Consider the following 14,446-nt stretch of genomic DNA (forward strand, 5'->3'; position numbering starts at 1 on the left):
GCGTTGTTGTTAGTTTTTGGGGTTAAGCGACACTATCGCAGGACGCTGCGCCATTGTCGCAAACCAAGCCTGAATATGGGGCAAGGAATCATCCACCAGAATATCTAAGTTTTTAATAAAGCTGATAAAAACATATGCGGTAATATCCGCGATCGTAAAGTTATCACCCGCCACATAGCTTGATTGGGCTAATTGTTGGTCCAAGGTCGGTAGGAAGTCAATGACCCGTTGGCGTGATTCTGCGCCCCATGCTTCGATGCAATTTTCTCTATCTTTATAGATACCCGTTAGGTTTCTAAAGGCTTGAAAGCCAACCATCAGACCTTGCAACTCAATGATACGTTGCCACATTTCTACTTTGGCACGCTCTAGCGGATTGTTACCAAATAAGGACGTTTCACTGGGATGGATTTCTTCTAAGTAGCGGCAAATGGCGACAGATTCACACAGATAGCTACCATCATCAAGTTCGAGCAGGGGGATACGGCCGTTGGTACTTTTTGCTTTAAATTCGGGATTGAGATTTTCACCGCTGCGAATATCAACATTCACACGTGGAATAACAATACCTTTTTCTGCGAGGAAAATACTGACGCGTCTTGCGCTTGGCGTAGGGGCTAATTCGTATAACTTCATGGAATTTCCTTGTTCTGATGAGGATGTGCTGTCAAATAGTACTTTAACGGAACGATCGGTTAGGATAAAATTTACGCCATATCTAAACGGTCAGTCAAGAATGTTTTTGTCCTAAGATATTTCGTTTACCACTTGAATAACGTTAGGTTTCGTCCATGGCTCGTAGCTGTAACTTTGATAGACAAGAAAAGCTCATCCTCGCAATGGAACTCTTTTGGCAGAAGGGGTTTGCCGAAACCTCGATTGCCGATCTGGTTGAGCATTTAGGTATTAATCGCTTTAGTTTGTATAACAGCTTTGGCGATAAACAGAGTTTGTATCGCGAGTGCCTGCGGTTTTACCTCGACCATTTTTCCTTTGGAACACAGGAAAAATTGTTGCATCCGCAGGCTGGACTCGTAGACATACTGACTTATCTCGTGCGATTTGTGGCCTTACAGCGTGAGCAAAAATACGGCTGCTTTATGCAGAATGCGCTAATGGAAAAGTGTCTCGATGATGATTGTGTGCAGCAGGAATGCCAGCGGAGGTTTGCACAATTGCAATCGACTTTTACTCAAGTATTAACGCACAGTCAATCGCAGGGCGAGTTAAGCTTATCGGTTCAGCCTGAGGCGTTAGCGGCATTTTTAGTGCTGCAATTACAAGGGATTAGAGTACTAGGTAAGGCGAAGGAATATGCCTTGTTGGATAATGCATTTGGGGTATTAAGCGAATATCTTAAGAGTTTGGCATTAACACCACTTAAACCGATTGATGGAAAATAGCGCTTAAGCAAAACCGAAAAGCATGAGGCCAAGTGAATGCTTGGCCTCGTTAACTGCAAAACTTATATAAACACTTATACAAAAACTAAAAGTCCAATTCGAGGGCAAAACACAAGTAAGCCATTAACTGGCTACAATGGGCGAATTGCTCGGCGCAGTAATGGACGGCATCCACTTGGCAGAGCCGCTCAAAGGGAATATTTTTTACCGCAATAAAGTCTTTGCGCTTGAGCTCGGCTAGCATGGGGTGGTGTTTATCGAATCCCTTTGGCGGGCGAGTCAGGCTATCACCATCCATCATAAATCCATGATCTGTTAAGGTTTGCAGCGCCTTTTTGTAGCTATTGGGATTTTCATCAATACAAGTGCGAATAGCATTGAGCGCTTTCGATTCGGGGTGCCAAATACCCGCGGCAATAAAACAATCGTCTTCGGCGATGTGCAAATATAGCCCAGGCGCATGCACATCTTTCCCCTGAAAATGCCGAAACTGGATCCCCACATTGGTTTTGTAGGGCGTCTTGTCATTGCTAAAGCGACTATCGCGCTGCGGGCGCATTAAGCTACCACCGACTTTTTTAGCTACCGCGGTTAGCCTTGGTGAAATCGCAATAATATGAGGCTGAATTTGCTCGATAAAACGCAGTGCGGGCGTTCTGACGTTATCTTCATATTCATCCTGATGGGCTTTAAACCAGTCGCGGGAATTATGTTGAGCCAGTTGTTTGAGAAACGCTAAGCTGGCGACTGTAAATGTCCCTTCAGTCTGGGGTTGAGCGGTAAGCTTCGTCATATTACTAAAACCTTTGATGTACTTGAAAGCAGACCGTTTGATCGCCTTCGCAGCCGCAAGTGTACGTTCTTAAGGCTGGATTCTTATAGTTTTTATCAGACTTTTCAATCTGTTTATGATTTACATGTAAAGCTATGTGAGAATTATTCTCATCTTTGTCTTTGATGCCTATAATGCCGCCCTATTTTTTACATTTTGTATCAGGGGGCGAGGATGGGATATCAACCTAAGATAGGGATATCTAAAACAATGATTGGGTGTTTAGGCTTATGTGCGTTACCTGCCTTGCCACTTAATGCCAAAGAAGTATTAGGTGCGCCTAAAGTTGAGCCAATTGAGATCTTAACGGTCCATGGTCAGCAATATCGTCGGGCGACAACCATGACTAAGCCGGGAGAAGCGATCATCTCGATGGAGCAAATTGAAGAGATGCAAGCGACCACATTTGCCGAGGTCATTGATGATATGGCGGGAGCCCATATTGATGGTGGCACTCGCAGCGGTGGCGAGCGTATCAATGTGTGGGGATTTGGTGAAACCGAAGATTTTAACGTTTATGTGGATAATGCCCCCGTGGGGTTTGAGCAATATCGTTATGGGTCGTTTTTCTTAGATCCGGATTTAATTAAACGGGTAGAAGTGATTAAAGGCGCCCACGATGTGCGCTCTGGCAACGGTGGTTTTGGTGGCGCTATGTATGTTGTCACTAAATCGGCGGATGATTTTTTAAAATATGACCAAAGTGTTGGTGCTAGGGTTAAAGCCAGTTACGCCAGTAATAACGACGCCCAAAGCTATACGGGAACGGTTTATGGACGAGCTAATCAACAACTTTCTGGCTTATTGCATTTTACCCGTCGCGATGCGCAGGATGTGACGCTCGCCAATGGCGAAGCATTCGAATACTCAGGTTATGAGCAAAATAATTACCTAGGTAAAGTTGATTATGAGCAGGGCGATCATCAACTTATGCTAAGCGTGACCCATTATTTGGATGAAGGTCGTAAGCCTTGGGCCAATCGTCGTGGACCCATGCCCGCGATTTCTGACTTTAATATTCGTAAATACGGCTCTTATGAACAGGCACTTTATGCCACAACGGCCTACAACACCTATGAAGACAATACTTGGTCGGCAAATTACCGTTACTCGCCCAGCAATCCGTTGATTGATACACAAATTGTAGTGTCCCATTCTGCCAATGCGCGGCATTGGATTCGCCCGCCGATTGCTTGGGAGAAAATGACGGTATCGGTGGGCAATTTCGGCCATGAATCTTGGTTGGATTACAAACGTGATTATATCGACATCAATAACTTAAGTGTTGTTGGTGCCCATGAAATTACCGCGGGATTGCAGTTTCGGAGTCTCGATAGGACTTCATTAGTCTTTAATAAAAGCTATGAGAAGAATCCTGAGAAAAACTTCGGCTGGTATACCCCTTATTATCAGCCTGAGGGACGTCAAGATACCTATGCGGCGTATCTGCGAGATGCAATAAGCCTAACAGATGAACTGACCATAACCCCTTCATTACGATATGATTTTATCTACAGTGTTGGTAAGCCTAATATTGCTCCCGACTATAATGATATTACTGCAGGGCATGATTATAGTTCGACTCACCACTCAGGCTTTTCACCAAGATTGGGCGTGGATTACCAATTAACACCTAATACCCGAGTGAATTTTGATTACGCCTACAGTTTACAGGCGCCTGTTGTCGATGAAATTTATGCGGTGCAATATGCCAAGGCCAGCATTACGGCCACGAGCCGCGATATCGAGGTTGAGCGTTTACATGCCTTTAAATTGGGTTTGATGAACCAGCAAACCGATCTTTTTGCCGATCAAGATGCGCTTTCAACCCAAATCACCGTATATGCTAACCTTGGACGCGATGATATTGCCCAGCGCCGTGGGGCGAAGTCCGATCCTAATCAAGCCATCCAAAGCGGCTATACCAATCTTGATGGTTATGATATCTACGGTGCCGATCTGGAGTCTCAATACCGTTATCAAGGCTTTTTCAGTGACTTAGCTGTATCTTGGTTACAGGGCGAGCATCGTGGATCACTCAAAGATAGCCAAGGTGAGGATGAATACCTTGCCAACATTGCGCCGCTGGATATTCGCCTGCGGGTGGGTATGTATATTACGGATGACATTTCAGTCGCTTGGCAGGGAACTTGGTATGATGCACAGGATAATGTGCCTGAAGGCGATATTTTTAATGCAGAATCCCCAAGTGAGAATTACTTTCTACAAAATATATACCTAGCCTATGAACCCCTCGATAGTTTAAAAGGGCTGAGTGTACGTTTAATGGCAAAAAATCTCACAAATCAGCAGGTGACGCCGTTTTTATCGGACGGTATTCCCGCCGCTGGGCGTGATGTGAGACTTAGCTTAGCCTATGAGTTTTAAAGATAAAATGTAGTGCTGGTGGGATAGTCAATAGATAACGCATATTAAAAATAGGGTTATCTTGCCTTCCCCCCTGCCGTGAAAAGCCAATTTATGGCATAATCCGCGTTTTATTACGCATGTAGACAGAAAAATGACTGAAAATGAATTGCTAACTCGCTGTGGCGGCAAATGTGAACTCTGTGGAAGCGATGTTGAACTCGCTATTTATGACTTACCAGCTTCCGATGGTCATGAAAACGAGATCATGATTTGTGAAAATTGCAGCAGCCAAATCGCCGCACCGGATACGATGGACATGAACCACTGGCGTTGTTTGAACGACAGCATGTGGAGCCAAGTCCCTGCGGTTCAAGTGATGTCATACCGCATGCTAAAACGCTTAAGTGGTGAAAGCTGGGCGCAGGATCTGCTGGATATGTTGTATCTGGAAGATGATTTACGCGCTTGGGGCGACGCAGAAGCCGCTGCCGCCAGCGATGATACGCCACCGACTTTAGACAGCAACGGTGCCGTGCTTAACGCGGGTGATACTGTGGTAATTATTAAAGATCTCAACGTAAAAGGTACCAGCTTTGTGGCCAAGCGTGGCACTGCGGTACGTAATATTGCGCTGACCAATAATCCAGAGCATATTGAAGGCCGCGTCAATGGTACTCGCATTGTGATCCTGACGTGCTTTGTTAAAAAGTCTTAAACGACAATCTGTTAGCCCGTCATCTAAGCCGCCCAATTTGTTATAGATTGGGCGGTTTTTTATGCAGAATTGAATCTTGTCTGCCCACTAAAAGCATATACAAATCGTTAAAATAGGCGATAAAATGGTTAGCATGTAAAGAATCTTTATATAGAGATAACACCATGGCTGAAATACCACAATCACTCGACGCAAAGCAGAGATTCACTTCGCCAGAAGATGGATTAGATAAAATCATTGGCCAGTGGCAGACTCAGGGTGTTACGGATGATCTTGTCCCTATGGCAGTTTTAGGTCGCATCGCGCGGCTGACAAAATATGTGGAAAACGCCATTGCGGTATGCCATGGCGAATTTGGTTTAGGTCAGGGAGAGTTTGATGTGCTCGCGACACTCAGGCGCTCTGGTGAGCCTTTCACACTATCACCCTCGCAGCTGTATCAAAGTATGATGTTAAGTTCTGGCGCCATGACTAGCCGCTTAGACCGGCTTGAAAATAAAGGGTTAATTGCCCGTGAACACAGTAAGGAAGACCGCCGCGCTGTGCATGTGTCCTTAACAACCGAAGGTAAAGTACTGATCGATGCAGCGTTACCCAAACATCTGCAATGTCAACATGCGTTATTGGCGGGGGTGCCAAGTGCCGAGCGCACGGCATTGCAGCAGATTCTAAAACATTGGTTAACCCAGTTTGAAGGGGAATAACCGTTTAAGCGTGTCATGCCTTGATGTTTGAGTTATCACACAAGGCGCAATGTGTATCAGGGAGTGACTATGGTTAAAAGACGCGAAGCATTTGAGATTGAAGGCAAGCGAGTGATTGCAGGCTCGCAAATGGGGATTAAGTTACCTGCAGCCAAGCTCTATACCGATACCCAGCTTGATATTCATGTCGAAGTGTTTCATGGCGTAAAACCCGGCCCAACGCTTCTGGTTTGCGCTGCCATTCATGGTGATGAATTAAATGGCATTGAGATCTGTAGGCGTTTACTGGGACGGGTTAATCCTAAAAATCTGGTCGGTACCTTGATTGTTGTGCCGATTGTGAATGTGTTTGGTTTTATTCAACAATCCCGATATTTGCCCGATAGGCGCGATCTCAACCGTTGCTTCCCTGGTTCGAGTAAAGGTGCATTAGCGAGCCGTTTAGCCAACCTTTTTGCGACCCAATTACTGGTTCATGCAACCCATGTGATTGATTTACACACGGGCGCCATTCATCGAGATAACTTGCCGCAAATTCGCTGTGATACTAATGATGAGACTATGCTCGCCATGGCGAATGCCTTTGGTGCGCCGCTTATCATGCATTCCAAGGCGCGTAGCGTGTCGATGCGTGGCTATGCTAACCAGCAGGGCATTCCTTGTATTTTGTATGAGGCGGGCGAGGCGCTGCGCTTTAGTGAGCTTGCAATTAAGTCGGGTCTTAAGGGCGTGCTCAATGTGATGCGTAGTCTTGGTATGCTTAAGGGGCGTGTCAGTAATAAAATTGCCAGTGTGAGTGCGATACGCAGCTATTGGATCCGCAGTGAGTCCGATGGCTTAGTCAATATGAAGCTCAAACTTGGTCAGCGGGTCAATAAGGGTTATATCATCGCCCATATTGTCAGTCCGCATGGGGGCGACAGTGTGGCCATTCGTGCGCCAACGGATGGTATTATCATCGGGATCAGCAATATACCTGTGACGAATGAAGGCGAGGGCATGTTCCATATTGCACAGTTTGAAGGCGACGAGATTGAAATCGCTAATGAGCAACTCGATGAGTTTTTAATGGAATATGCTTAGTCTGTTATTCTCTCATTTTTGTTATTTTGTTGATGTTTAAGAAAAAAGTGGCCATTAGATTGCTGGTGGCCGTTGTTGTCCTGTTTATATCGATTTGTGCCGCAGCATTATTAATACTTCCACGCAAGTCTCATTTGCTCATCACTAAAGTGTAAAGCGTTCGACAGAGCGGGTGAGCGAGTGGGCTAATTGAGTCACTTGGTCACTGCGTTTTGCCATATCCATAGCCTCATGGGCATTTTGATCTGCCGCGAGGGCGACCTCTCCCATACTGGATTCAATATGTCTGCTGTAATCGAGTTGTTCATGGGCCGCTTGGGTTATTTGTAAACTCATCTCATTAATTGCACTGAATGTGGCTTCAATTTGAGCGATCGCATGGTGGAGTGTTTTACTTTGCTCCACACAGTCGTTGGCTTGTTTTTGCCCAGAGCTTATGGCCGTCGAGGCCGTAGTGGTTTCCTGTTGTAAGGCTAAGATCATCTTTTGGATTTCGGCGGTTGAGGCTTGTGTCCTTGAGGCGAGTGAACGCACTTCATCGGCAACAACAGCAAACCCCCTGCCATGTTCACCTGCCCTTGCAGCTTCGATGGCGGCATTGAGGGCGAGTAGGTTAGTTTGCTCCGCAATGCTACTGATGGTGGTGAGAATCCCGCCAATATTGTGGCTGTGTGCACTCAGGCGCGACATGATAGCAACAGATTCACTCAACTCAGTGCTTAACTCGGCAATTTGGGCCTGATTATTGGCGGCAATAAGCTGTGCTTGCTGACTATGTCGCGACGCTTGGGTGATTTGTGTTGCCGAACTACTTGCTTGTTCCGCAACGAGGTTAGAGCTAGTAAACATTTGTTCTGTTAAGGCTTTCGTGCCATTAATTCGCTCAATTTGTGCCGATGCTGCATTAGCGATGCTTTGGCCTTGCTGATGCGTTTGTGTCGCGGAATTATCTAATGAGTGAGCGTCATTACTGATGTGGGTTAACAGTTTTGCCAGATCATCACATAGGGTATTCATGTTATCGATAAGTTTACCAAATTCATCATTGTGACGTTTTGGAATGCGTTTCGATAAATCTCCCCGTGCAATATTTGCAAGGGCACTATTAGCAAGAGACAGCGGTGTGAGCATGGCTCTGAGGGTGAAAAATGAAATAAAGCTCACCATCAATACAAATATTACCGTGAGGGCTATCGCTAATGTTTGCCCCTGTTGAATATCACTATTAGCAATATTTTGTAGTTGGCTAAAACGTCGGTCGGCTAAGGTCACTAATTTATCCAGTGCAAGAGTATTGGCATTAAACTCCTGTTCGGCATTTTTAAAGTGCAGCTCTGCCTGTGTGTGGGTGTCAACTACTTGTTGCTGGGCTTGGTAAAGTTCGCCAGGGCTTGAAACTAACCGATTGAGGATCGACGCTTGTTGCTCAAAAGTTTGCAGTAATCCTAACGTGTCTATCCCACTTGACTGTTGTTTAAGAAAGGAAAAATTGGTATTTAAATTCCCCAGTAAAATCGCAACGTCCTGCTTATGGGAGTTGACCGTATTTACGTCCAGAGCATGGGTCAGTTCTGACAGGGTATTTGTTAGCGTGTAAAGCATATCGTCAATGCGTGTCCCCGTTCCGATAATCTCCTCAAGTAGGGCAGGGTTATCAGGTAGTGAGATTGTCTCCAAATCAATCATGGCATTACTGGCTTGGGTTTTAGCCTCAATAAATTGATTTAAAAGTGTTTGGTAATGCTGTTTTGCCTGTTCATTGGCAAGCTTAGCGTTAAACATGGCCTGGGTTTGTTGCTGATAAGCTTGGTAGTGTTTTTGTGCATCATTAAGGGATGATTGCATTTGTGACTGGTCGCTAACGCGTTGCTTTAGCTCGTTTTCAATGTTCTGATATTTTTGCTCTAGGGCATTAAATCCCTGTTGGCTGTGCGTTAATTCGGCAGAGCTAGTTTGGCTATGGGCTAATGTCGCAAGGCGTGACATTTTGACTAATACCAGTTGTAAACTATCGCTTTGTTTTTGTACGGGGACAGCGAGGGTTTCAATATTGCTATAGCTGATTTGTACTTGGTGGAGTGAGTAGTAGAAAAAACTGTTTCCAGCCAACAGTAGAATGCCAATTGCACTGAAACTTAACAGCATTTTTTGCTTGATACTGAGTGTTAACATTGAGTCATCGACCTTTTCGTCTATGATGTCAGCCAAATCAGGCTGTAACATCGAGTGGACAAGGGAAGAATACGCCGGATCACAAGTATTAGTTGCTTGTTTTTATTGGAGTATAAAAATAAGTGTAGCAGAGAGTTGCCAGAGTAAAGCCGTAACGAAGAAGGCTTGGATAATTATGTTGCCCGCTGATGTTTAAAGGAGTGTTAATGAAAACCGTGATGTTAGAAAACAAAGCCATTGCCCCCAGCAAAATCCTCTGTATTGGGCGCAATTATGTGGACCATATTCATGAACTCGGCAATGAAATCCCCGATGATATGGTGGTGTTTTTTAAGCCAAACTCGGCCATCAGTGCTCAATTATATTCCCAGCATCTCGGTGAGACACTGCACTATGAAACCGAGCTGTGTTTTATCTACCAGCAGGGGCGCTTTAGCCATGCTGGCGTGGGGCTTGATCTGACTAAGCGTGAACTGCAAAGTAAACTTAAGGCAAAGGGATTACCCTGGGAAAAAGCCAAAGCCTTTGATGGTGCAGCGCTTTTTAGCCCTTTTGTTGCCATTGATGACGCAAATGCTCAATTTCAATTTAGCTTATGCATTGATGGGGTGTTAACCCAAGAAGGCCATGTAGATTTAATGATCTATAATCCGCGGACGATTTTGTCTGAGTTACAACGCTTTATTACTTTAGAAGACGGCGACATTGTGATGACAGGCACGCCTCAAGGGGTGGGTAGCATAGCGCCTAATAGCATGTTTAAGGTGGCGTTACATATAAAAGATACGGTCAAGCAAACGCCTTTGGTTGAGCATCAGTGGCTGAGCCTGTAATCACAGAGGATGAATGGTTAAAAGATGATGGCGCTATCTGCTTTCACACCTCAGTCTGCTACTGAGCTGGCGATTAAGCCCCTGTGGCAATATCTCTTATCACTCGGTGCTAAGCCGGCGGCTTTAACGCCATTGCAGACACAGGCGCGGATACTGGAGCCTCAGCCTAACGAAGTGCTCTTGTCCCAAGGTGAGCAACAAACATCGGCCTATTATGTGGTAGATGGCATAGTGCGGGCCTGCCACTATGCCCAAGAGGGGACTGAGCGTTGCAAAGAGTTTTATTTCGAGGGTGAGCTGTGTTTTTTGTATATCAGTTGGCTAAAGCAGGAGGTTGCTCCTTATCAACTCGAAGCCGTAACGCGCTGTAAACTGGTGCAAATGCCCCTCTCAATACTGGATGATACCGCGATGCAGGGCGTTCAACTGGCGCTGCTTAAACAGCAATTACTCTATAAAGAACAAAAAGAAGCTTTTTTGCTACTCAATACGCCAGAGCAACGTTACTTATATCTACTCGAACATTTTCCCCTGTGGGTGACTCGTTTAACCCACGCCCAACTGGCTAATTATATTGGTATTACCTCCATTAGCTTGTCGCGGATCCGTAAACGATTACAAGATTCACGGTAAAATCTTCTGCCAGTTAACTTAAGTTAATGCGTTTAAAGACTATTCCTTTCATGCTCCTTAGCGATTGCTAATCCAAGCAAATTGGGCTTATTCCTGAGCCTATACCTAACCTTTAAGGAGCTTCTGTTGAGTGCTTTTACCCTGTCGCAACTATTGGTGGCCATTGCCATTGTATTTGATTTGATATCGTTTCAATTTAAGGCGCGCGAACGTATTGTCGCCTGCTTGTTTATTTCGGGGATCTTGATTTCAATCCACTTTTGCTTATTAGCGCAATGGACCGCAGCGGGATTGATGGGGATTGCCACGGTGCGTTATCTCACCAGCATTTTTACAACGTCTAAAAAGGCCATGTGGGGTTTTAGTGGCGCAGCGGTCGTGATGAGCGCGCTGACATTTAGCGGCATAACGAGTTTAATCAGTTGCCTTGGCACCTTATTTCAAACCCGGGCGGCTTTTTGTCAGCGTGATAAAGACTTGCGGCTACTGATGATTGTCGGCACCAGTTTTTGGTTAATCCACAATATCTTAGTGGGGTCGCCCGTTGCGGTATTAATGGAAATGTTGTTTATCGGCAGCAATTTAGTGGGCTATTATCGGCATTATTTGCGCGAAAAATTAACTCCATCGTAAGGCGAAAGCCGCCGATTAAATGCCTGCCACGGCTTGCATATCTAATTCGATATCAGTACAACCCTTAGGGCAGAAAATCCCCGCGGCTTGCTCGGCTTTGGCCGTTTCTGGCAATATCACTTTAAGGGTTTGATTGCAGCTTGGACATTGCACTGGCTTACCCTTAAAGACACGTTTAATTAAGTTTTTTTGTTCATTAAACGAGTGCGCAGTGGTTTGGTTTAACACCGCAAAGGGGCTGGTAGATGCATTGGTCATAGGCAATAAAATCCTTAATACTCGGAGATTTTTCGAAACAACAGGTGCTTAAGCTCAGGAATTATAGCCCGATTGGGAACATGAATGAAAAGCCTAAATCGTTTCCCATCATCTGCAGTCGGCAATGTACCCTAAAATTCGCCTATCAAGCTGGCTTGAATTTATTAGAGAAGCGGGTGGTAACTTGCTGAACTTGGACTGACTAAAAGCAAAAATAAGCTGTTTTAGCCTTGTAGAACGGGCTATTTTTTGATGCTATCAGCAAGGCTGGTCTTGCCATCCGCGCAAATGATGCAGCGCGTAGGGAAATGGGGGAGAAAATGAGTATGTTTGTTAAATTAACCATCGCGGCGACAGTCTTAGTACTGGCTATTCTGGCCGTAGGTGTTTATCGCTTTAATATGACCAACGATGATATTTATATGGTCATGGAAGATGGTCAAGTGCTGCAATATGATGAGGCTATGGCTAAAGCCGATGCCAAGGCACAAGCTAAAGAAGCACAATTTGCGAGCCGCGAAGATGCGATTGAATCTGTGGTACCCAGTGAAGTTAAGCCTGTTGTTAATGCCTCTGAAGTGATGCTTAAGCTGTTTAGCTTAAATACCGCCAATCCATTTGAAGTGAGCTTACCAGACAGCCACAAAGCGGTGGTGTTAACTCACTTTATTAACGTTAAACAAACGGAGTTTGCTATTGGGGATTATCAAGATGGCGAGGCTAAAGGCCGAGTGTTATTGGATTATTTACGTATTACGCCGCTTAATTTCGACCCTGCTTTAGAGCCAGATACCCAAAGTGATGCACCATTACAGGATGATCCACAGCAGCAAACCATGCCCTTTGTGGCGCCTTTTATTGTGACTAACCAAGGTTCAGGTGTGTTTTGGTATCTCGGCTTGTTTAGCCTAGATTATGGACACAATCGTTTGCAGCAACTAGGCAGTGTATTTATTGGCGATCGTATTGAGGTCGATAATATTGAGCCCGTTTATCCCTTTGAAGCCCCATTTAAAGTCGCCGTTACCTACCGCGAAAGAGCCGCTGATCAACCCATGACAACACCGCCAAGTGTTATTAAAACCCTTGAAATAGGTGTCAGTGCAGCTGAAATTAAAGCGCTAAATTAGGTTAATATTTGGCCTTGTGCTAAGTTATTTTTACCTCAGCTTCGGCTGAGGTATTTATTTCATCTAGCAGTCTGGAACGCTAAGATATTGAAGCAACGTATAATATCAAAACAAGGAGTGAGTTTATGGAGATGACCAAAGTCACGGGCAAGTTTGATGTTAAGCTCACCCCCGAGAATGCCTATGCCACAGGTGTGGGCGGCGTGAACTTGGGCAGAATGACTTTAGATAAAACTTTTTATGGTGAGCTAGAGGCCCGCAGCCAAGGGGAAATGCTTAGCGCTATGACTGCCGTAAAAGGCTCAGCGGGTTATGTGGCGATTGAACAAGTGGTGGGTAAACTCTGCGGCAGACAGGGCAGTTTTGTACTGCAACATTTTGGCATTATGACCGATGGACAAAACCGCTTACACCTTGAGGTAGTCCCCCATTCTGGTGCGGGTGAACTCACAGGACTCTACGGCACAATGGCGATCAGCATTGAAAACGGTCAACATTTTTATGAATTTAGCTTTTGTTTTGAGCCAGCATCGGAAGTTGAAGCTTAGATCGTATTGAGGTTTTAGCGGCATTGTCGATGATTGAGGTGCAAGGTCAACATCTATTTGAGGAATGGGTTAAGTGGCTCAGAATCGACCTTCAAAAAATGCACATTATATCAAGGTACTAAGTACCCAATACCGACCTATTTTATGGTTTTTTGCCGTTGTATTGTTAGTGCTCGCGTTACTCAGTGCTCGTGCGGCATGGTTACAACCCGATCCGGTTTTGCGACTTGTGCTAGGCTGGGCGGCACTTTTCTTGTTTCTACCCGCGTTACCGATAGCTCTGATTCGGCAACAGTGTTGGTTAGATGTCGAACGACAACAATTTTGGCTCGGTAAAGGCGTTATTAATGGCAAATCGCTTGGCTTATGGCGCTGGCGGTCCTATGCCTTTTCGGATATTCACGCCGTGCAACTCTACCTGCTGCAAACAACCCATTGGCACCAGTTCGAGCGTAATCGCCAAGCAGAAGATATCGTTGAGCATTATCTCGCCTATCTACAATTGCAGCAGCCTAAGGGCGCGCAACTAAAATTGGCTAACAGCACTGATAGAAAGGAATTACAACAAGCGTTGCAGCAATGTGTCCAGGATATAGGCTGTAAATTTCAGGACTTTAGCAACACCACTCAAAAATCCCTTCCCAAAAGCAGGGAATTTAATTTTATGCGGGTGTTAATTGTGCTAACGATATTTATCCTGATTAATATCGTGATACTGTCATCGATGGATCTTTAAAACCACCGCTTATTTTTGTGTCTAAGTTATGGGAATTGGGTTCTCAGTTATGGGAAATTGCCAGTCAAATGGCATTGCATTTTTGCTAACGGATTACCTTGAATGAGCGGATGGTCAGGCCGAATTTTTCGTAATGTTCAACGGGCCGTAATCAGTGACAATACAGTTAAGTTACTGGCAAAATTAAACATTTACCATAACATTGGGCTCAGACTGACCACAGAGTTTGGCAAACTATTTTATGGTTCAATGGACTCGCTGCAACAACTGACCGATTACTGCTAATATCTTGAAAAGCGACGACGGCACTTTGCGGCAAGCTGCCTGCATTTTTACAGCAACTAAAAACTACCTCATCACTTTAAAAGCAATCCTTGCTGAGCATCTCCTAAACAC

The 14,446-nt window shown here is 45.0% G+C and carries 15 protein-coding genes and 1 pseudogene; 12 read left to right on the forward strand and 4 right to left on the reverse strand.

What is annotated here, in order from left to right:
- Positions 1-9: 9 nt before the first annotated feature.
- A complete protein-coding gene (locus H9J30_RS07285) occupies positions 10-636 on the reverse strand; it encodes a glutathione S-transferase (RefSeq protein WP_240130415.1) in 627 nt (208 codons plus the stop codon).
- Between the two features lie 155 nt (positions 637-791).
- On the opposite strand from H9J30_RS07285, the gene H9J30_RS07290 reads away from it, so the two are divergent.
- On the forward strand, positions 792-1,403 hold the full coding sequence (locus H9J30_RS07290) for a TetR/AcrR family transcriptional regulator (protein ID WP_240130416.1): 612 nt from the start codon (positions 792-794) through the stop codon (positions 1,401-1,403).
- Positions 1,404-1,488: 85 nt separating this feature from the next.
- Here the strand turns inward: H9J30_RS07290 and H9J30_RS07295 are convergent, their stop codons facing one another.
- Entirely contained in the window at positions 1,489-2,196 is a 708-nt protein-coding gene (locus H9J30_RS07295; protein WP_240130417.1) for a DUF2461 domain-containing protein, read from the reverse strand.
- Between the two features lie 213 nt (positions 2,197-2,409).
- On the opposite strand from H9J30_RS07295, the gene H9J30_RS07300 reads away from it, so the two are divergent.
- From H9J30_RS07300 to H9J30_RS07315, 4 genes are all read left to right on the forward strand, one after another.
- On the forward strand, positions 2,410-4,623 hold the full coding sequence (locus tag H9J30_RS07300) for a TonB-dependent receptor domain-containing protein (RefSeq protein ID WP_345795842.1): 2,214 nt from the start codon (positions 2,410-2,412) through the stop codon (positions 4,621-4,623).
- A 133-nt stretch (positions 4,624-4,756) separates the two neighbouring features.
- The gene (locus H9J30_RS07305) at positions 4,757-5,320 is read left to right on the forward strand and encodes a PhnA domain-containing protein (RefSeq protein ID WP_011071746.1); all 564 of its coding nucleotides are present in this window, start codon (positions 4,757-4,759) and stop codon (positions 5,318-5,320) included.
- A 164-nt stretch (positions 5,321-5,484) separates the two neighbouring features.
- Positions 5,485-6,024, forward strand: coding sequence for a MarR family winged helix-turn-helix transcriptional regulator (locus H9J30_RS07310; RefSeq protein WP_240130419.1), 540 nt, complete (start codon positions 5,485-5,487; stop codon positions 6,022-6,024).
- Between the two features lie 69 nt (positions 6,025-6,093).
- Positions 6,094-7,107: a succinylglutamate desuccinylase/aspartoacylase family protein gene (locus tag H9J30_RS07315; RefSeq protein ID WP_240130420.1), complete on the forward strand. Its 1,014-nt coding sequence runs from the start codon at positions 6,094-6,096 to the stop codon at positions 7,105-7,107.
- Positions 7,108-7,251: 144 nt separating this feature from the next.
- Here the strand turns inward: H9J30_RS07315 and H9J30_RS07320 are convergent, their stop codons facing one another.
- Positions 7,252-9,279, reverse strand: a complete 2,028-nt coding sequence (locus H9J30_RS07320) for a methyl-accepting chemotaxis protein (protein WP_240130421.1) — start codon at positions 9,277-9,279, stop codon at positions 7,252-7,254.
- A 206-nt stretch (positions 9,280-9,485) separates the two neighbouring features.
- On the opposite strand from H9J30_RS07320, the gene H9J30_RS07325 reads away from it, so the two are divergent.
- From H9J30_RS07325 to H9J30_RS07335, 3 genes are all read left to right on the forward strand, one after another.
- On the forward strand, positions 9,486-10,112 hold the full coding sequence (locus H9J30_RS07325; RefSeq protein ID WP_240130422.1) for a fumarylacetoacetate hydrolase family protein: 627 nt from the start codon (positions 9,486-9,488) through the stop codon (positions 10,110-10,112).
- Positions 10,113-10,136: 24 nt separating this feature from the next.
- Positions 10,137-10,745, forward strand: coding sequence for a Crp/Fnr family transcriptional regulator (locus H9J30_RS07330; RefSeq protein WP_240130423.1), 609 nt, complete (start codon positions 10,137-10,139; stop codon positions 10,743-10,745).
- Positions 10,746-10,871: 126 nt separating this feature from the next.
- Positions 10,872-11,378 carry a YgjV family protein gene (locus tag H9J30_RS07335; protein ID WP_240130424.1) on the forward strand — a complete coding sequence of 169 codons (507 nt, stop codon included), beginning with the start codon at positions 10,872-10,874 and terminating at the stop codon, positions 11,376-11,378.
- 15 nt (positions 11,379-11,393) lie between these two features.
- On the opposite strand, the gene H9J30_RS07340 is transcribed toward H9J30_RS07335, so the two are convergent.
- A complete protein-coding gene (locus H9J30_RS07340; RefSeq protein WP_240130425.1) occupies positions 11,394-11,636 on the reverse strand; it encodes a hypothetical protein in 243 nt (80 codons plus the stop codon).
- A 320-nt stretch (positions 11,637-11,956) separates the two neighbouring features.
- On the opposite strand from H9J30_RS07340, the gene H9J30_RS07345 reads away from it, so the two are divergent.
- From H9J30_RS07345 to H9J30_RS07360, 4 genes and pseudogenes are all read left to right on the forward strand, one after another.
- On the forward strand, positions 11,957-12,766 hold the full coding sequence (locus tag H9J30_RS07345) for a hypothetical protein (protein WP_240130426.1): 810 nt from the start codon (positions 11,957-11,959) through the stop codon (positions 12,764-12,766).
- 125 nt (positions 12,767-12,891) lie between these two features.
- On the forward strand, positions 12,892-13,314 hold the full coding sequence (locus tag H9J30_RS07350; protein WP_240130427.1) for a DUF3224 domain-containing protein: 423 nt from the start codon (positions 12,892-12,894) through the stop codon (positions 13,312-13,314).
- A gap of 73 nt (positions 13,315-13,387) precedes the next feature.
- On the forward strand, positions 13,388-14,050 hold the full coding sequence (locus H9J30_RS07355) for a hypothetical protein (RefSeq protein WP_240130428.1): 663 nt from the start codon (positions 13,388-13,390) through the stop codon (positions 14,048-14,050).
- A 61-nt stretch (positions 14,051-14,111) separates the two neighbouring features.
- A pseudogene (locus H9J30_RS07360) lies at positions 14,112-14,335 on the forward strand (transposase); the annotation flags it as partial.
- Positions 14,336-14,446 lie beyond the last annotated feature (111 nt).

It is taken from the genome of Shewanella cutis, from assembly GCF_022410515.1.
Lineage (GTDB): Bacteria > Pseudomonadota > Gammaproteobacteria > Enterobacterales > Shewanellaceae > Shewanella > Shewanella cutis.